General features: G+C 75.2%; 20 protein-coding genes. 15 read left to right on the plus strand and 5 right to left on the minus strand.

The window, feature by feature from the left end; genetic code table 11:
* Nucleotides 1-116: 116 nt before the first annotated feature.
* The 3 genes from EDD32_RS05310 to EDD32_RS05325 all read left to right on the plus strand — a co-directional run bounded on the left by EDD32_RS05310 (nucleotide 117) and on the right by EDD32_RS05325 (nucleotide 3,582).
* Nucleotides 117-398, plus strand: coding sequence for a metal-sensitive transcriptional regulator (locus tag EDD32_RS05310; RefSeq protein ID WP_123915486.1), 282 nt, complete (start codon nucleotides 117-119; stop codon nucleotides 396-398).
* 82 nt (nucleotides 399-480) lie between these two features.
* Entirely contained in the window at nucleotides 481-729 is a 249-nt protein-coding gene (locus EDD32_RS05315) for a heavy-metal-associated domain-containing protein (RefSeq protein WP_123915489.1), read from the plus strand.
* A gap of 105 nt (nucleotides 730-834) precedes the next feature.
* Nucleotides 835-3,582, plus strand: coding sequence for a heavy metal translocating P-type ATPase (locus EDD32_RS05325; protein WP_170175222.1), 2,748 nt, complete (start codon nucleotides 835-837; stop codon nucleotides 3,580-3,582).
* Between the two features lie 77 nt (nucleotides 3,583-3,659).
* On the opposite strand, the gene EDD32_RS05330 is transcribed toward EDD32_RS05325, so the two are convergent.
* Nucleotides 3,660-4,328 carry an HAD family hydrolase gene (locus EDD32_RS05330; RefSeq protein ID WP_211338732.1) on the minus strand — a complete coding sequence of 223 codons (669 nt, stop codon included), beginning with the start codon at nucleotides 4,326-4,328 and terminating at the stop codon, nucleotides 3,660-3,662.
* 75 nt (nucleotides 4,329-4,403) lie between these two features.
* Between EDD32_RS05330 and EDD32_RS05335 the strand changes: the two genes are divergently transcribed.
* Together EDD32_RS05335 and EDD32_RS05340 are read left to right on the plus strand one after the other, a co-directional pair.
* Nucleotides 4,404-5,186 carry a CPBP family intramembrane glutamic endopeptidase gene (locus EDD32_RS05335; RefSeq protein WP_211338733.1) on the plus strand — a complete coding sequence of 261 codons (783 nt, stop codon included), beginning with the start codon at nucleotides 4,404-4,406 and terminating at the stop codon, nucleotides 5,184-5,186.
* A gap of 283 nt (nucleotides 5,187-5,469) precedes the next feature.
* A complete protein-coding gene (locus tag EDD32_RS05340) occupies nucleotides 5,470-5,940 on the plus strand; it encodes a hypothetical protein (protein WP_123915495.1) in 471 nt (156 codons plus the stop codon).
* 43 nt (nucleotides 5,941-5,983) lie between these two features.
* Here EDD32_RS05340 and EDD32_RS18770 read toward each other — a convergent pair whose 3' ends face one another.
* The gene (locus EDD32_RS18770; protein ID WP_170175223.1) at nucleotides 5,984-6,136 is read right to left on the minus strand and encodes a hypothetical protein; all 153 of its coding nucleotides are present in this window, start codon (nucleotides 6,134-6,136) and stop codon (nucleotides 5,984-5,986) included.
* On the opposite strand from EDD32_RS18770, the gene EDD32_RS05345 reads away from it, so the two are divergent.
* From EDD32_RS05345 to EDD32_RS18775, 4 genes are read left to right on the plus strand one after another with little or no spacing between them, the layout of a single operon-like run.
* Nucleotides 6,111-6,458: a hypothetical protein gene (locus EDD32_RS05345; RefSeq protein WP_123915498.1), complete on the plus strand. Its 348-nt coding sequence runs from the start codon at nucleotides 6,111-6,113 to the stop codon at nucleotides 6,456-6,458. The genes EDD32_RS18770 and EDD32_RS05345 overlap by 26 nt on opposite strands.
* 10 nt (nucleotides 6,459-6,468) lie before the next feature.
* Nucleotides 6,469-9,174 (plus strand): lysylphosphatidylglycerol synthase transmembrane domain-containing protein, encoded by a 2,706-nt coding sequence (locus tag EDD32_RS05350; protein WP_123915501.1) that lies wholly within the window; start codon nucleotides 6,469-6,471, stop codon nucleotides 9,172-9,174.
* Nucleotides 9,175-9,188: 14 nt separating this feature from the next.
* Entirely contained in the window at nucleotides 9,189-10,694 is a 1,506-nt protein-coding gene (locus EDD32_RS05355; protein WP_246005985.1) for a DUF2079 domain-containing protein, read from the plus strand.
* 29 nt (nucleotides 10,695-10,723) lie between these two features.
* Nucleotides 10,724-11,317, plus strand: coding sequence for a copper resistance CopC family protein (locus EDD32_RS18775; protein WP_170175224.1), 594 nt, complete (start codon nucleotides 10,724-10,726; stop codon nucleotides 11,315-11,317).
* A gap of 25 nt (nucleotides 11,318-11,342) precedes the next feature.
* Here EDD32_RS18775 and EDD32_RS05365 read toward each other — a convergent pair whose 3' ends face one another.
* Both EDD32_RS05365 and EDD32_RS05370 read right to left on the minus strand, forming a co-directional pair.
* Entirely contained in the window at nucleotides 11,343-11,897 is a 555-nt protein-coding gene (locus tag EDD32_RS05365; RefSeq protein ID WP_246005986.1) for a gluconokinase, read from the minus strand.
* Between the two features lie 86 nt (nucleotides 11,898-11,983).
* Nucleotides 11,984-12,739: a 2,3-bisphosphoglycerate-dependent phosphoglycerate mutase gene (locus tag EDD32_RS05370; protein ID WP_211338734.1), complete on the minus strand. Its 756-nt coding sequence runs from the start codon at nucleotides 12,737-12,739 to the stop codon at nucleotides 11,984-11,986.
* 77 nt (nucleotides 12,740-12,816) lie between these two features.
* Between EDD32_RS05370 and EDD32_RS05375 the strand changes: the two genes are divergently transcribed.
* The 6 genes from EDD32_RS05375 to EDD32_RS05400 all read left to right on the plus strand — a co-directional run bounded on the left by EDD32_RS05375 (nucleotide 12,817) and on the right by EDD32_RS05400 (nucleotide 15,668).
* The gene (locus tag EDD32_RS05375) at nucleotides 12,817-13,254 is read left to right on the plus strand and encodes a fluoride efflux transporter FluC (protein WP_123915504.1); all 438 of its coding nucleotides are present in this window, start codon (nucleotides 12,817-12,819) and stop codon (nucleotides 13,252-13,254) included.
* Entirely contained in the window at nucleotides 13,251-13,604 is a 354-nt protein-coding gene (locus EDD32_RS05380; protein WP_123915507.1) for a DUF190 domain-containing protein, read from the plus strand. The genes EDD32_RS05375 and EDD32_RS05380 overlap by 4 nt, the downstream gene beginning before the upstream one ends.
* The gene (gene crcB, locus EDD32_RS05385; protein WP_123915510.1) at nucleotides 13,601-13,975 is read left to right on the plus strand and encodes a fluoride efflux transporter CrcB; all 375 of its coding nucleotides are present in this window, start codon (nucleotides 13,601-13,603) and stop codon (nucleotides 13,973-13,975) included. Before EDD32_RS05380 ends, crcB begins: the two co-directional genes overlap by 4 nt.
* Nucleotides 13,976-14,089: 114 nt before the next feature.
* On the plus strand, nucleotides 14,090-14,509 hold the full coding sequence (locus EDD32_RS05390; protein ID WP_123915514.1) for a CBS domain-containing protein: 420 nt from the start codon (nucleotides 14,090-14,092) through the stop codon (nucleotides 14,507-14,509).
* Between the two features lie 80 nt (nucleotides 14,510-14,589).
* On the plus strand, nucleotides 14,590-15,072 hold the full coding sequence (locus EDD32_RS05395) for a DUF4383 domain-containing protein (RefSeq protein ID WP_123915517.1): 483 nt from the start codon (nucleotides 14,590-14,592) through the stop codon (nucleotides 15,070-15,072).
* 68 nt (nucleotides 15,073-15,140) lie between these two features.
* Nucleotides 15,141-15,668 carry a DUF488 domain-containing protein gene (locus EDD32_RS05400; RefSeq protein WP_123920206.1) on the plus strand — a complete coding sequence of 176 codons (528 nt, stop codon included), beginning with the start codon at nucleotides 15,141-15,143 and terminating at the stop codon, nucleotides 15,666-15,668.
* Between the two features lie 165 nt (nucleotides 15,669-15,833).
* Here the strand turns inward: EDD32_RS05400 and EDD32_RS05405 are convergent, their stop codons facing one another.
* On the minus strand, nucleotides 15,834-17,054 hold the full coding sequence (locus EDD32_RS05405) for a Gfo/Idh/MocA family protein (RefSeq protein ID WP_246005987.1): 1,221 nt from the start codon (nucleotides 17,052-17,054) through the stop codon (nucleotides 15,834-15,836).
* Nucleotides 17,055-17,099 lie beyond the last annotated feature (45 nt).

Genomic DNA, 17,099 nt, shown 5'->3' on the forward strand with positions numbered 1-17,099 from the left:
GCGAGAAATACCCGGGCAGGTACCGTCCCGGGTGGACGTCGATACCCCCTAGGGGTACGCTGTCGTACCGAGGCAGGAACGAGACCGACCCGCGGGGTCGACCGGAGGAGTCCACCATGGCCGGCTACAGCGGCACGAAGGACCAGTACGCCAAGCGGTTGCGCCGGATCGAGGGCCAGGTGCGCGGCATCGCGCGCATGGTCGACGAGGACGTGTACTGCATCGACGTGCTGACCCAGATCTCGGCGGTCACCAAGGCCCTCCAGGCGGTCGGCATCGGGCTGGTCGAGGACCACCTCAACCACTGCGTCGTCGACGCCGCCAAGGCCTCGGACGAGGAGGGCCGGGAGAAGGTCACCGAGGCTGCCGAGGCCATCGCCCGTCTCGTCCGTTCCTGACGCACCGAAGCTCACCGCAACTCACCGCACCGCACCCTGCCGGACCGCGGCAGGGCCCACGACCCACCACGAGGAGCACAGCATGAGCACCACCGAGATCGAGCGCACCACCGTCATCGACGTCGAGGGCATGACCTGCGGGCACTGCGTCCACGCCGTCACCACCGAGCTCTCGGGCCTCGAGGGCGTGAAGAGCGTCTCCGTCGACCTCAACGCCGGCGGGGTCTCGCCGGTGACGGTCGTCTCCGGCTCCACCCTCGACGACGACGCCCTCCGCGGCGCCGTGGACGAGGCCGGCTACTCCGTCGCCGCCGTCCGCCGCGACGCCTGACACCACCCCCGTCCGCGGCCGCCGACGGCGGCCGCGGACCACCAGCGGCGCACTCCTTGCGCCGCCGCGCCGGCACCGGTCGGCACGAGAACGGGAAGGCACCGCATGACCACCGCCACCGAGCGCACCCCGCTGCCGATCGAGCCGATCGGCGAGGTCGACCTGAGCGTCGAGGGCATGACCTGCTCCTCCTGCGTCAGCCGGGTCGAGAAGCGCCTCAACAAGGTCCCGGGCGTCCGGGCTACCGTCAACCTCGCCACCGAGACCGCCCACGTGCGGCTCGAGTCCGACGTCGCCGACACCGATCTCGTCGCCGCTGTCGAGGCTGCCGGATACACCGCCGCCGTGACCCGCCGGAAGGTGGCGACCGCCGCGGCACCGACCGGTGCACCTGACGGGTCCGCGGCCCCGGCCGCACCGACGTTCCTGCGTGAGCTGGACCTGGCCGTCGAGGGCATGACCTGCTCCTCCTGCGTCGCGCGGGTGGAGAAGAAGCTCAACAAGCTCCCCGGCGCGAGCGCGACGGTCAACCTCGCCACCGAGACGGCACACGTCACCCTCGCCGAGGACGTCCCCGAGGCGGACCTGCTCGCGGCGATCTCCGCGGCCGGCTACAGCGGGCGTGTCACCAAGGTCCGTGGCGGGACGCCCGCCGCGACCACCACCGGCCCGGCCGGCAGGTCCGGCACGCCGGGTACCGCCGGGCCGGACGAGCGCCGCAGCGACGCCACCGTCCCCACCGCCGACGAGGCCGCCGACGAGGCCGCCGACACCTCCTCCCCCGCCGAGCGGCGCGCGGCGGACCTGCTGCGCCGCCTGCGCGTCTCCGCCGTCCTGACCGTCCCGGTCGCCGCGCTGTCGATGGTCCCGGCCCTGCAGTTCCCCGGGTGGCAGTGGCTCGTCCTGGCCCTGGCCCTGCCCGTGGTCACGTGGGGCGCGTGGCCGTTCCACCTCGCCGCGTTCCGCGCCGGCCGCCACGGCTCGTCGACGATGGACACCCTCGTCTCGCTCGGCGTCATCGCCGCGACCCTGTGGTCGCTGTGGGCGATCACCCTCGGCGGCGCGGGCGAGATCGGCATGCGGATGCAGTTCCAGCTGTTCCCCGCCGCCGACGCCCCCCGGTCCCACATGCCCGAGCTCTACCTCGAGGTCGCGGCCGTCGTCACGACGTTCCTGCTCGCGGGCCGCTACGCCGAGTCCCGCTCGCGCCGCAGCGCCGGGGACGCCCTGCGCGCCCTGCTCTCCCTCGGTGCGAAGGACGTCGCCAGGGTCCGCCTCGACGCGGCGGGCAACCGCACCGAGACCCGCGTGCCCGTCGAGGCGCTGGTGGCCGGGGATCTCTTCGCGGTGCGGCCCGGCGAGAAGGTCGCCACCGACGGCGTCGTCGTCGAGGGCACCTCGGCCCTGGACACCTCGCTGCTCACCGGTGAGCCGGTACCGGTCGACGTGACCCCCGGCGACGCCGTCACCGGCGCCACCGTCAACACCTCCGGCAGCCTGCTCGTGCGCGCCACCCGGGTCGGCGACGAGACGACGCTGGCCCAGATCGCCCGGCTCGTCACCCAGGCGCAGGCCGGCAAGGCCCCCGTCCAGCGCCTCGCGGACCGGATCTCGGCCGTCTTCGTCCCGATCGTCATCACGCTCGCCGTGGCGACGTTCGTCACGTGGCTGGCACTGGGCAACCCGCTGCAGTCGGCCTTCACCGCCGCCGTCGCGGTCCTCATCATCGCCTGCCCGTGCGCGCTCGGCCTCGCCACACCGACCGCGCTCCTCGTGGGCACCGGCCGCGCCGCCCAGCTCGGCATCGTCATCAAGGGACCCGAGATCCTCGAGTCCACCCGCCGGGTCGACACGATGGTCCTGGACAAGACCGGGACCGTGACCGAGGGACGCATGCGCCTGGCCGACGTCCTCGCCCCCGCGGCGGCGGACGGCTCGGGCTGGACCGACGGCACCCGCGCCGACGTCCTGCGCCTGGCCGGGGCGGTCGAGGCCGGCAGCGAGCACCCCATCGCGCGCGCCGTCGCTGACGCCGCGCAGGAGGCGGCCCGCGCGGGCGGCACCACCCTGCCGCGTGCCCGGGACTTCTTCAACCACGCCGGGCGCGGGGTCTCGGCCACCGTGGACGACGGCGGCACCGCCCGCGACGTCCTCGTCGGCCGTCCCTCCTGGCTCGCCGGGCAGGATGTCGCGGGCACCGGCCCGGACGACGACGTCACCCGCGCCCACGCCCACGCCGAGACCGACGGCGCGACCGCGGTCGTCGTCGCCTGGGAGGGCCGGGCCCGCGGGGTCCTCGTCCTGCGCGACGAGGTCAAGGCCACCTCGGCGCAGGCCGTCGCCCAGATCAAGGAGCTGGGCATCACCCCCTACCTCCTCACCGGCGACAACCGCGCCGCGGCCGAGCGGGTGGCCGACGAGGTCGGGATCGCGCCCGAGCACGTCATCGCCGAGGTCCTCCCCGAGGACAAGCTCGACGTCGTGCGGTCCCTGCAGGACCGGGGCCGTGTCGTCGGGGTGGTCGGCGACGGCGTCAACGACGCCGCCGCACTCGCCCAGGCGGGCCGGCAGGGTCTGGGCCTGGCCATGGGCACCGGCACCGACGCGGCGATCGAGGCCTCCGACATCACGCTCGTGCGCGGCGACCTGCGCTCGGCCCCGACGGCGATCCGCATCTCCCGCAAGACGCTGCGGATCATCAAGCAGAACCTGTTCTGGGCGTTCGCGTACAACGTCGCGGCGATCCCGCTGGCGGCGTCCGGCCTGCTCAACCCGATGATCGCCGGGGCCGCGATGGCGGCGAGCTCGGTCATCGTCGTGACGAACTCGCTGCGGCTGCGCCGCGCGGGCTGACGGAGCCGCCGGGGCCGGGCCGGCTGACACGGTCGCCGCGGCCCCGCCGGCCGACGAGGGGGTGCGGGGCGCCCGCCCTACCGGGCGAGCGCCTCCACCCGCTCGAGCGTCACCTCGTCCAGGCTGCCCAGGCGCACGGCGGCGAGCTCGAGCGCGTCCGGCGCGACGCCGTAGGCGTCGTGGGGGATGGCGATCACCCGCATCCCCGCCGCGGCCGCCGATCGGACACCGTTGGAGGAGTCCTCGATGGCGACGGCGGAGGCGGGCTCGACGCCGAGGAGCTCGCACGCGCGCAGGTACCCGTCCGGGGAGGGCTTGCCGGCCGCGACCTCCTCGGTCGAGACCGTCGCCGCGAAGCGGTCGGTCACCCCCAGCTCGGCCAGGACGGTGTCGATCAGCCGCCGCGGGCTGGACGACGCCAGCCCGAGCGGCCACCGGGCGGAGAGGCGGTGGATCGCCTCGACCGCGCCGGGCATGAGCGGGACGCCGGCGCGGTAGTGGGCGGCCATGCCGTCGATCGTGCGGGCGGCGAGCTCGCCCGGCTCGCCCCGCAGCCCGACCTCGCGCGCGAGGAACGTGGACCACTCCCCGGTGGACATGCCCATCATCGCCTCGGTGGCCCCCGCGGGCCACGGGACGCCGTCGTCGGCGGCCATGCCCCGGCGGACCTCGTCCCAGAGCGTCTCGGTGTCGGTGATGACGCCGTCCATGTCCAGGACGACGGCGGCGATGGCGGGTGCGGTCATGTCGCCCATCATCTCGTGCCCCACCCGGCAGGCCACCGCTCGGTGACCCGGCGCCCGGTCGGCGAGACTGGTGCGGTGGACACGACGACAACGACGGCACCGACGACGCGCCGGCGCCTGCGCGCCGAGATCCTCATCGTCCTGGGCCTCTCCCTGGGCGAGGCGGCCGTCTACGCGGTGGTCAACATCCTCGCCCGGCTCACCCTCACCACGCCGCTCGGCGAGCAGAGCACCGCCCTGAACCCCTCCCGCTCGCCACGGCCCTACCTCGACCTCGTCTACCAGCTCCTCGGCATCGGGTTCGCCCTCGTCCCCGTGGCGCTGGCCCTGTTCCTCCTGTCCGAACCCGGCCGGCGGGCCACGGCGCGCATCGGCCTCGACGGCACCCGGCCGTGGCGCGACCTCGCCGCGGGCACGGGCCTCGCCGCCCTCATCGGTGTGCCGGGCCTCGGCCTGTACCTGCTCGGCCGGGCCCTGGGCGTGACCGTGGAGGTCCAGGCCTCGGCGCTCGCGGAGCACTGGTGGACCGTGCCCGTGCTGGTCCTCGCGGCGCTGAAGAACGCCCTCCTCGAGGAGGTCGTCGTGGCCGGCTACCTCATCGAGCGGCTCGAGCAGCTGGGCTGGGGGCCGCGCGCCGTCGTCGCCACCAGCGCGGTCGTGCGCGGGGCGTACCACCTGTACCAGGGCTTCGGCCCGCTGCTGGGCAACGTCGTCATGGGTGTGGTCTTCGGCGAGTACTACCGCCGCCGACGGCGCACCATGCCGCTCGTCGTCGCGCACACCCTCATCGACGTGGTCGCGTTCGTCGGCTACGCCCTGCTCCCGGCCGCCGCGCTCGCCGCCCTCGGACTGGCCTGACCAGGACGGGTCCGACCGACGCCCGAGGTGGACCGTGCGCCGAGGTGGACCGTGCACCGAGATCGACGGTGCGCCGAGATGGACCGCGCGTCGACGTTGACCGCGCGTGGGAGCCCGACCGACCGTCTACCCGGGGAGCAGCGCAGCAGCGGGTCCTGAGCAACGCCCGGGCGAGCTTCTGAGCAACCGTCCCCCTGTCGGGTGCCGGTCGTGCCGCCCTACCGTTTCGTGGCGGCCCGCCGACGGCGGCGGGCCCCGAGCCGCCCGAGCAGAAGAGGCCCCCATGACCGCCGCCCTCCGCGCCCTCGCCGGTGCCACCGCCGCCCTCACGATCGGGGTGCTGGCCGGCGTCACCGCGCGCGTGCTCATGCGCCTCGTCGCCGTCGTCGGCGGCGCCGAGACGGGCTTCTCCCTCGGCGGCAGCCTCGCCATCGTCGCCCTCTTCGTCCTGGCCATGCTCCCCGGCGCGGCCGCCGTCGGGCTCGGCCGGCGCCGCACCGGCGCGGTCCTGCTGTGGACGGGGGCCGCCGTCCTGCTCTTCCAGAGCGCGGTGATCCCGCTCCAGGAGGACCGGGCGGCCCTGTTCGGCGCGGGCGCCGGGACGACCGTCCTCGCCGTCGTCCTCCTCCTGTCCTTCCCCGCCCTCGTCCTCGCCCAGACCGTGGCGACCGCCCGGGCCGCCCGGCTGCTCGCGGCGCGGCTCGTCCCGGCCGCACCCAGGCCCGAGGCCACCGTCGGCGCGGCAGCACGCTGAACCGAGCGCGCCGGCCCGACGGGGCGTACCGGGGCAGCGCTGCCTACCGCCGCAGCCCGACCCACAGCCGCCGCAGGCGCAGCCCCTCGGCGACGTTCACGGCACCGACGACGACCGCGAAGACCCCCACGAGCACCGCCGGCGTCCCCACGACGGCGGCGGGCACGAGGATGAGGACCACCCCGAAGACCGCCACGACGACACCCCCGGCCGCCGACCACGCCCACACGGGCGAGGTCGCACTGTCCGGTGGTGAGGACCACCGTGACCAGGCCGACGACCACGGCCCCGAGCCCCACGAGCACCGCCTGCGCGGTCAGGGCGGGCTGGAGCAGGAGCAGCAGACCGGCGCCCAGCCCACCGACGCCCTGCACGAGGAGCAGCCCGGCGCCGGGCCACCCCCAGGACCGCGCCGCCCGCAGCACGCCGAGGGCGCCGTCGGACCCACGATAGGCCCGGGCGGGTACGGCCACAGGCGACCGCCCCACCTGCCCGGTCAGGCGGGGACCCGCACGTAGACTCCGAGCCATGAGCCAGCACCCGGGGGAGAGCGGGTCAGCCGCGCCCTCTCGGCCCGACGACGCCTCCCCGCGCCGCCAGGTGCTCCTCGTCGACGCCCCCCTGACCCGGGTGCGCCGACCCGCGGACCTCCTCGCGCTGGTCATCGCGGTTCTCGCGATCGTCTTCGTGCTCCTGCTCGCCGTCTACGGCAACGCCACCACCCAGGGGGTGACCGAGGACGTCCAGTCCGCCGTCGCCAACGTCCTGCGCCAGGTCCTGCTCCTGCCCGTGACCGTCCTCGAGGGCCTGGTCACGTTCTTCCTGCCGATCGTGGTGCTGGTGGACCGCGTGATGCGCCGGAGCTGGCGCTCCGCCCTCGAGGCGCTCGCGACCGGGCTCGTCGCCGCTCTCCTCGCCCAGGGAGCTCTGCTCGTCCTCGACACGATCGGCCCGAGCCCGCTCTCCTCCGGCCTGACGATCACGAGCGAGGGCTCGCGGGTCATCGCGATGAACCCCTACGCCGCGGGCCTCGCCGGGCTCCTCACCGCCGTGGGCGACCGCTCCCACCACCGGCTCCTGCGCTGGTCGTGGTCGCTGCTGTGGATCGTGCTGGGCCTGGCGATCGTCCAGGGCGACCAGACCCTGCCCGGCGCGCTGGTGGCGGTCCTCCTCGGGCGCGTGGCCGGCCTGGCGATGCGGTACGCCTCGGGGGTGCTCCACGAGCGCGCCACCGGGCTCTCCCTCGTCCGCGGGCTGCGCCGGGCGGGGATCGACGCCGTCACGGTGGTGCGGGTGGACCACCTGCCCGGCGAGGCCGCCGCCCGGTCGTGGCTGGTGACCACCTCCTCCCCGATCGGCTACACCGAGCAGCTGCGCGAGTCCACGCACACCGCGGCCCCCCTCGCGGAGCAGGACGAGCCGGCCCGCACACCGCACCACCCGCACCCGACCACTCCCGCCGACCTGCTGGCCGCCGTCGACCGGGAGGGCGAGAAGGGCGACGTCATCGTCCCCGACCCGCTCACCGAGCCCGACGAGGCGATCGCCGGCGCCCGCGCGGGCCTGGCCGACATGCCGGACGGCGAGAGCGCCCACCGCGTCTACGCCGTCTGGGACGCTGCCGGGGAGCGGCGCGACCTCACGGTCCTCGACGGCGACCGGCACGTCGTCGGCGTGCTCGCCAGCCTCTGGGACAGCGCGCGGATGCGGGGGCTCGACCGGCGCCCGGCCACCAACCTGCGCGAGGCCGCCAACCGCGCCGTCCTCATGTCCCTCTCGGCCCGCTCGGCAGGTGTGCGGGTCCCCGAGCTCGTCGGCGTCACGGAGTCGCGCGACTCGGTCCTCATCGTCACCGAGCACGTCGACGGCGCCCGTCGCCTCGACCAGCTCGCGCCGGAGGAGCTCGACGACGAGATGCTCGACCAGGTGTGGGCGCAGGTCCGCGCCGCCCACGCGGCGGGCCTGGCCCACCGGGACCTCCACGCCGCCGCCGTGCTGGTCGACCCCGCCCGCCGGGTGTGGGTGCGCGACTGGGAGAACGGCGAGATCGTCTCCTCCGAGCTGAGCCGGCGCATCGACCTCGCCCAGCTCCTCGCCCTGGTGGCGGTCCTCGTGGGGACGGAGCGGGCCCTGTCGTCCGCGGGACGGGTCCTCAACCGAGACCAGCTCGCCTCCATCGCGCCGCTGCTGCAGCCTGTCGCCCTGCCGAACCGGACCCGTGGCGCGGCGGCGAACCTCAAGGACCTCCTCGGCGACCTGCGGGACGAGCTCATCGAGGTGGTGCCGACCGCCGACGTCGCCCCGGTGCAGCTGACCCGGTTCTCCGCGAGGACCGTCATCACCGCCACCCTGCTCGTGGTGGCCCTGTGGGTGCTGCTCTCGACCCTGAACTTCGAGGAGGTAGCCACGGCCATCGCGGGGGCGAGCCCGTGGCTCATGCTCGCCGCCTTCGCCGTCGGGCTCCTCACCTACGTCGGTTCGGGCCTGACGCTGGTGGCCTTCGCCCCGGAGAAGGTCGGCCTGTGGCAGGCCACGCTCGTCCAGGTCTCGGCGTCGGTCGTCGCCCTCGTCGCGCCGGCGGGCATCGGGTACACCGCGCTGAACCTGCGCTTCCTCACCAAGAAGAAGGTCAGCACCCCTCTGGCCGTCGCCACCGTGGGCCTGACCCAGGTCACCCAGTTCGTCACGACTATCGTCATGCTCGTCGTGCTCGCCCTGGTGACCGGCTCCGCCGGCACCCTCAGCGCCCCCTCGGGCGCGGTGCTCGGGGCGGTCGCCGCCGCCGTCGTGGCCCTGGGCGCGCTCATGCTCGTCCCGCGTCTGCGGACCTGGGTGTGGCACAAGCTCGCGCCGACCCTGCGCCAGGTGTGGCCCCGCCTGGTGTGGGTCGCCTCCAGCCCGCGGCGTCTGCTCGTCGGCGTCGGCGGGGCCCTGCTCCTCACCGCCGGTTACGTCGCCGCCTTCGGGCTCTCCCTCGCGGCCTTCGGGCAGAGCCTGCCCCTGACCGCACTGGCGATCACCTACCTCGCCTCCAACTCCATCGGCTCGGTCGTCCCGTCCCCCGGCGGCATCGGCCCCGTCGAGGCGGCCCTGACCGGCGGGCTGGCGCTGGCCGGCGTGCCCGCCGCCACCGCGGCGTCCGTGGCCGTGCTGTACCGCCTCCTCACCTTCTGGGGCCGCGTGCCGCTGGGGTGGGCGGCGCTGCACGTCCTCCAGCGCCGCGACGTCCTCTGACCGTGGTCGCCGCCGTGCCGACGACCACCCGGGCACGGGCCGACACGGTCGTGCCCTGGGCCCTGGCGGCGGGCACGGCGGCGGTCTACACCCTGTTCGCCGTCCTGCAGTGGCGGCTGCTGGAGTCACCCTCCTGGGACCTCGGGATCTTCACCCAGCTCGCCAAGGCCTACGCCCAGCCGGCGGCCCCGGTCGTGACGATCAAGGGCGAGGGCTTCAACCTGCTCGGGGACCACTTCCACCCCCTGCTGGTGGTCCTCGGCCCGGTCTACCGGCTCTTCCCCTCCGGCCTGACGCTCCTCGTCCTCCAGGCGCTGCTGCTGGGCCTGTCCGTGCAACCCGTGACGTCGGTGGCCCGCGAGCTGCTGGGGCCGGCCCGGGGCACGGTGCTCGGCGTGGCCTACGGGCTGAGCTGGGGGCTGCAGGGCGCGGTCGGGGCGCAGTTCCACGAGATCGCCCTGGCCGTCCCGCTGCTCGCCGCCGCGCTGGCCGCGTTCCTGCGCGGGCGGTGGCGCGCCGCGGCGCTGTGGGCGGCGCCGCTCGTGCTCGTCAAGGAGGACCTGGGCCTGACCGTCGCCGCGCTCGGCGCGGTGATGGTGTGGCGGGCCGGGCGCGGCCGTCCCGGGCCGGAGTCGTCGCCCGGCACGGGGCACCTCCGCCGGGTGTGGCGCTCGACGCAGGGCCGCACGGGTGCGCTCGTGCTGGTGTGGGGGGTGGCCTGGTCCGTCCTGGCCATCGGCGTCGTCCTCCCCGCCCTCAACCCGGGCGGGACCTGGGACTACTACGACCGGCTCGACCCCGCGGCCGACGCGTCGCTGCTCGTGCGGGTTCTCACGCCGGGCGAGAAGTGGGTGACCGTGCTCCTCCTCGTCGGCTCGGCCGGGGTGGTGGGTGCGACCTCGCCCCTGGTGTGGCTCTGGCTGCCCACCCTCGCCTGGCGCTTCGTCGGCAACGTCCCGTTCTACTGGGGCTGGGACTGGCACTACTCCGCGGTCCTCATGCCCGTCGCCGCGGCCGCACTTCTCGACGTCGTCGCCGGGCGCGGGGACCGTACGGCCGGCGGCCCGGCCCCGCCCGACCGCACCGAGCCGGCGGACCGGCGGGCTCCGCCCGGGACCGGTGCGGGCGGCTGGGCCACGCTCGGCGTCGTCGCCACGACGGCGACCACGCTCCTCATGACGCCGGTCATGCCGCTGGGCCGCCTGGCCGAGCCGGCCACCTACGCCCTGCCCGAGCGCCACGACGCCGCCATGGCCGCCATCGAGGCGGTGCCGGCCGGCGCCACCGTCGAGACCGACATCTACCTCATGGCGTACCTGGTCCCGCGCGCCCAGGTGTACTGGGTGGGGAACCCGGGCAACCCGGCACCGGACTACGTCCAGCTCGACACCCTGCGCCGGACCTGGCCGGACCGGGACATCACGGACGCCGCGTCCTTCGCGGAGGAGCGGCACCCGGGCACCGACTACGCGCTCGTCCTGGACGCCGGCGGCTTCCAGGTGGCCCGACGGGTCGGCTGAGCGGGGCTCGCCGTGCCTACACTGACGCGGTGATCCGCGCCGTCCTCGCCGTTGTGACCGCCCTCGTCCTGGCGCTGACGACGGCGCCCGCCGCCCTCGCGCACGACGTGCTCCTGGAGAGCTCCCCCGCCGACGGCGCCCGGCTCGCGTCGTCCCCCGGGGAGATCACCCTGACCTTCAGCGCGGACCTCCTCGCCACCGGCGCGGCCATGGTGCTCACCGACGCCGCGGGGGCCACGGTCACGGAGGCACCCGCGGAGGTCGACGGCCGGGTCGCAGCGGTGGCCCTCGAGGAGGAGCTGCCCGCCGCGGGCTACACCGTCACGTGGTCGGTGGTCTCCTCCGACGGGCACCGCATCGACGGCGACCTGGCGTTCACCGTCGAGGGTCCCGACACCGACGTCCGGGCGGCCGGCCCCGCTGACCCCGGGGCGCCAGCCGACGACGCCGACGCCGCGGCGAAGGTCGGGAACGGCGGCGGCGACGGCGGGAACGACCCCGGCGGGGACCAGGTGAACAACCCCACCGGCGGGCTCGACGTGCCCGGCTGGGCCGTCCTCGTCCTGGCGATCGGGGCTCTCGCGGCCGCCGTGGCGATCGCGGTGCGCCGCTGGCGCGGCTGAGGGTGCGGTGCGCCGCGCCTCAGTCTCAGTAGTCCTTGAGCTGGGCCAGGACGGCGGCGAGCACCTCGGTGGGCGCGCCGGTGGAGGTGACCTTGAACCCCGCCTCGTCGTCCTCGAGCTCCTCGAGGGTCTGCACCTGCGAGGTGAGCAGGCTCGGGGGCATGTAGTGGCCCTCCCGGACCTTCATCCGCTCGAGGGTGAGGTCGACCGGGGGCGCCATGTGCACGAAGACGGCGTGGCCCTCGGCCCCGCGCAGGACGTCGCGGTACCTCTTGCGCAGGGCGGAGCAGGTGACGACGGTGGAGTGCCCGGCGCGGGCCTCGGCCGTCATCCAGTCCTGGATGGACTGCAGCCACGGAGCCCGGTCGTCGTCGTCGAGCGGCGTGCCCGAGCCCATCTTCTCGCGGTTGGCCTGGCTGTGGAACTCGTCGCCCTCGGCGAAGACGTAGCCGAGCTTGCCCGCGAGCATCATCGCGAGCGTGGTCTTGCCACCGCCGGAGACGCCCATGACGACGACGTGCCGCGGTCCGCGCGACCGCTTGGGCAGGGGGGACATCTCGGTGGTGGGGACCTCAGTCATCGTGCACTCCGCTCGTCGGGCCGGTTCTCCCACGAAAGTACCCCCACCGGCCCAGGACCCCCACGCCTTGCCACGAGTTGCTCCGCTCAGGTCCCGCCCTCCAGGGCGATCGCCCGGGCCTCGGCGTGGGCGAGGTCGGGGTCGAGGTACCGCCCCCCGCGGCGCACGGGGCGGGCGTCGTCGTCGAGCTCGTACAGCAGCGGCCGCGCGTTGGGGAGGTTGAGCGCCCGCAGCTCGTCGGGCGTGAGGTCGTCGAGGATGGCGGCGAGCGCGCGCAGGGTGTTGCCGTGGGCGGCGACGAGGACGTGCCGGCCGGTGCGCAGCCGGGCCGTGAGCCCACTCGTCCAGGGCCGCAGCCGCTCGACGACGTCGGCCAGGGACTCGGTGGCGGTCAGGGCCTCCGGGGGCAGCCGGTCGAACGGGCTCAGGGAGCGCCAGGTGCGCAGGGTGGCCTCGTCGAGCGGGGGCGGCCGGCCCTCGTACGACCGGCGCCAGTGCAGGAAGCTCTCGATGCCGTGACGCTGGGCCACCTCGGCCTTGAGGTGACCCGACAGGGCGCCGTAGTTGCGCTCGTTCAGCCGCCAGGTCCGCTCGACCGGCACGTCGACCTCCAGCGCCCGGCGGACCAGCTCGGCGGTGCGCCGGCCGCGCCAGAGCTCGGAGGTGATGATGACGTCCGGCGTCCACCCCGTGCCCCGCAGGCGGGCGCCGGCCTCCTCGCAGGCGCTCTCGCCCACGGCGGTGAGGTCGACGTCCAGGACCCCGGTGAACATCGCGCGCGCGTTGCCCACGGACTCCCCGTGGCGCAGGAGCACGAGCGTCCCCATCCGGTCGTGATGCACCGTCCCACTCTGGCACCGCCGTCGCACCCGCGCCGCCGGGACCGGCGTACGCTCGCCCCGACCAGGGAGGACACACCATGCCGGACGATGCCGCAGCCCGCCGCGCCGCCGGCCGGGGCCGGTCCGCGGACGTCGGGCTGGTGATCGCCGCCGGCGGGGCCCTCGGCGCGCTCGCGCGGTACGGGGTGGCCCTGGCGCTGCCTGCAGCGGGGTTCCCCTGGGCGACCCTGCTCGTCAACGTCTCCGGCTCGCTCGCGATCGGCGTGCTCATGGTGCTGCTCACCGAGGTCGTCGGCCGGCCGCACCGGCTCGCGCGGCCGTTCGTCGGCGTGGGGCTCCTCGGGGGGTACACCACGTTCTCCACCTACGCCGTCGACGCGCACCTGCTCGCCGGCTCGGGCGCGCTCGGCACGGCTGCCGTGTACGTCATCGGCACCGTGATCGGTGCTCTCCTCGCCGTCGAGGCCGGCATGGCGCTGACCCGGCTGCTCACCCGGACGAAGGGAACCCCGTGAGAGAAGGCTCGACGCACCTGCGCCTGACCGTGCTCGTCGGTGAGTCCGACCAGTGGCACCACCGGCCCGTCTACGCCGAGATCGTCCGGCGGGCCCGGGACGCCGGCCTGGCCGGCGCCTCGGTCTTCCGCGGGCTGGAGGGGTTCGGCCGGTTCCAGAAGATCCACACCAGCCGCATCCTCAGCCTCAGCGAGGACCTCCCGCTCGCCGTCGTGGTCATCGACGAGGCCGAGAAGATCCGCGCGTTCCTGCCGCAGCTCGACGGGGTCGTGTCCGAGGGGGTGGCCGTCGTCGACGAGGTCGAGGTGGTGCGCCACTTCGGGCACGAGGAGGCGGGCGAGCCGGCGTGAGCGCACTGCTCGTGGCGCTGGGCGCCGCCGTCGGCGCGCCACTGCGGTACTACGCCGACCGGGCGGTGCAGTCCCGGACCGCCTCCGTGCTGCCGTGGGGCACCCTCGCCGTCAACGTCGCGGGCTCACTCCTGCTCGGCCTGGTCGTCGGTGGTGCGTGGGCGGGCGGCGTGGGCGAGGAGGTGCTCGCCGCCGTCGGCGTGGGGTTCTGCGGGGCGCTGACCACCTACAGCACGTTCGGGTACGAGACGGTCCGCCTGGTGGAGGACGGCTCACGGCTGTACGCCCTGGCCAACGTGACAGGCAGCGTCGTCGCAGGTCTCGTGGCCGCGGGGCTCGGCCTGCTCCTCGCCGGCGCCGTCTGGGCCTGACCACGGTGGGCGCGGACTCCGCGGCGTGCCGGGCGGACGGGACGCTCCGGATGCAGGGTCACGGGCGCGTGCCTACCGTGGTCGGAGCAGCACCCTACGAGGAAAGGAATCACGATGGCGACGACAGCTCGAGACATCATGACCCGCGACCCCCAGTGCGTGCGCGAGACCCAGACCCTGCTCGAGGCCGCCCGGCTCATGCGCGACCTCGACGTCGGCGCACTGCCGATCTGCGGCGAGGACGGCAGGCTGCACGGGATGCTCACCGACCGCGACATCGTCGTGCGCTGCATCGCCGAGGGCGGCGACTGCTCGACGATGACGGCCTCCTCCCTCGCCCAGGGCAAGCCGGTGACGATCGGCGCCGACGACTCGGTCGACGAGGCGATGGCCACGATGGCCAAGCACCAGGTGCGCCGTCTGCCGGTCATCGACGGCCACCAGCTGGTCGGCATCATCTCGGAGCAGAACATCGCCCAGGCCGGCCGCGACCGCAAGGTCGGCGACACCATCGAGGAGGTCACCCGCGCCTGATGGTGCGGCCATCCGCGCCTGACGGCGCGTCGAGGGGTCGCACCGCACCGGTGCGGCCCCGTCCGCCTTCCGGAGGAGACATGGCCACCGATCCCACCCTCGCCCGGCACCATCCCGAGCGACCCCGCGCGCTCGTCCAGATCGCGGCCGCCGTCGTCGGCGCGGCCTTCCTGGTCGTCGGGATCCTCGGCATGATCCCCGGCGTGACGAGCAGCTATGACGAGATGGCCTTCGCCGGGCACGAGTCCGGCGCCATGCTCCTGGGGATCTTCCAGGTCTCGTGGCTGCACAACATCGTGCACCTGCTCTTCGGTGTCGTGGGCCTCCTCATGGCCAGGTCCGCGCGCGGCGCACGGACGTACCTCCTCGCCGGCGGCGCCGTCTACCTCGTGCTGTGGCTGTACGGGCTCCTCATCGACAAGGAGTCCGGGGCGAACTTCGTCCCGGTCAACGTCGCGGACGACTGGCTCCACCTCGTGCTCGGGGCAGCGATGGTCGGGCTCGGTCTGCTCCTGCGCGAGCGGCCGGTGACCTTCGACGCGGCCGGCCGCGCGCATCCGTGAGCCGGGCGGAGGAAGCGCCGGCCGACGCGGGCGCCGCTCTCCCCGGGGCGGGCCAGGCCCGGCCCGGCGTGCTCACCGTCGGCCACGGGACGCTCGACCGCACGGCCCTGGCCGCCCTGCTCCGTGACGCCGGAGTCGCCGAGGTCGTGGACGTGCGCCGGTTCCCCGGGTCCCGGGCCAACCCCGACGTCCGCCGGGACGCTCTGGAGGAGTGGGTGCACGCCGCGGGCGTGGCCTACCGGTGGGAGCCGAGGCTGGGCGGCCGGCGGCACATCCCCGCGGCGCGGCGGGCGACGTCACCCGACACGTGGTGGCGGGTGGAGGCCTTCCGCGCGTACGCGGCCTGGACCCGCTCGGCCGACTTCGCCGACGCTCTCGCGGGGGTCCTCGGCGACGCCGCCGAGCGGCGGGTGGCGCTGATGTGCTCGGAGACGCTGTGGTGGCGCTGCCACCGACGTGTCATCGCCGACGTCCTCGCGCTGCGCCACGGCCTGGCGGTGGGGCACCTCATGCATGACGGCACGGTTCGGACCCACGAGCCCTCCGCCGGGGCGCGTGTGGCGACGGACGGGCTCGTCTGGGACGGCGCGGCCTGACGGCCCGGCCACCCGCCCCCGGCACCCGGCACCCGGCACCCGGCCCCCGGCACCCGGCACCCGGCACCCGGCACCCGGCACCCGGCACCCGGCACCCGGCACCCGGCACCCGGCACCCGGCACCGAGCATGGGGGCGCCCCGGCTGACGTCCCGTGGCCCGCGGCTCAGAACGTGATACCGCGCTCCGCACGGTAGGTGGCGAGCACCGCGTCGACGGCCCGCGCGGTGCGCAGGGCGCTGCGGCCGGTGCTGGGTGCCCGGCCCCGACCCGTGAGCTCGTCGACGACGGCCTGGATGAGCGGCTGCTGGACGACGTCGGGGTACGGCGCCGCGACGCTACGCTCGCCGTCGGCCGTGCGCACCAGCAGCGGCTCGGTGCCGAAGCTGGAGAAGGTCAGCGAACCGGCCGTCCCGAGGATCTCGACCTCGTCGCGCCGCTCGCCCGCGGCGTAGCACCACAGGCCGCTGCCCTGGATGCCGTCGCCCAGGGTGAACGCCGCGGTGACGGTGTCCTCAGCGTGGTGCCGGCCCGCCTGGTTCGACGCGGCGCCGCTCACGGAAGAGAGCGGGCCGAGCAGGTGGTCGAGGAGGTCGAGGGTGTGCGAGGCCAGGTCGACGAAGAGACCACCGCCGGAGATCTCGGGCCGCACCCGCCAGGGCAGGTGCTGCGGCTCCCACGCCTCACCCGGCGAGGTCCCGAGCACCCGGACGGCGCGGACCGTCCCGATCGCGCCGTCGGCGAGCAGGCGTCCCACGGTGACGAACCGCGGCATCGCCCGGCGGTAGAACGCGACGAACAGCGGCACCCCGGCGTCGTCGCAGGCGGCGATCATCTCCTCGCACTCCGCGGCCGTGCGCGCCATGGGCTTCTCGACGTAGACCGGCTTGCCGGCGGCAGCGACCCGCAGGACGTAGTCGCGGTGGCTGTCCGGCGGCGTGGCGACGTAGACGGCGTCGACCTCGGGGTCGGCGATGAGGGCGTCGGCGTCGTCGTACCAGCGTGGGACACCGTGGCGGCGGGCGTAGTCGGCTGCCTTCGCCCCGTCGCGCCGCATGACCCCGACGAGCGAGGACCGCTCGGCCCGCTGGAGGCCCGGGCCGGACTTGCGCTCGGTCACGTCGCCGACGCCGACGATGCCCCAGCGGACCGCCGTGAGCGGCGGCCGGTGGGCAGGCGGTGCGGTGGTCGTGGCCGCCGCGGGTCGCGCCGCGGCCAGGGCCGGTTCGGGTGAGGGGCCGGGGACGGTCATGGACCGACCGTACCCGCGCGACGACGCTCGGCCGGAGAGCTCCAGCGATGCCACCTTGGCGTCCAGCACCTGCGCGGCGTCGGCGAGCTCGACGCCGCAGCACGGGAAGGCCGTGGCGAGGAGGGTCCGCGGCACGTCGCCGTCGGGGGGCAGCTCGACCGCCCATTACACCGTGCGGGT

It is taken from the genome of Georgenia muralis (assembly GCF_003814705.1).
GTDB lineage: Bacteria > Actinomycetota > Actinomycetes > Actinomycetales > Actinomycetaceae > Georgenia > Georgenia muralis.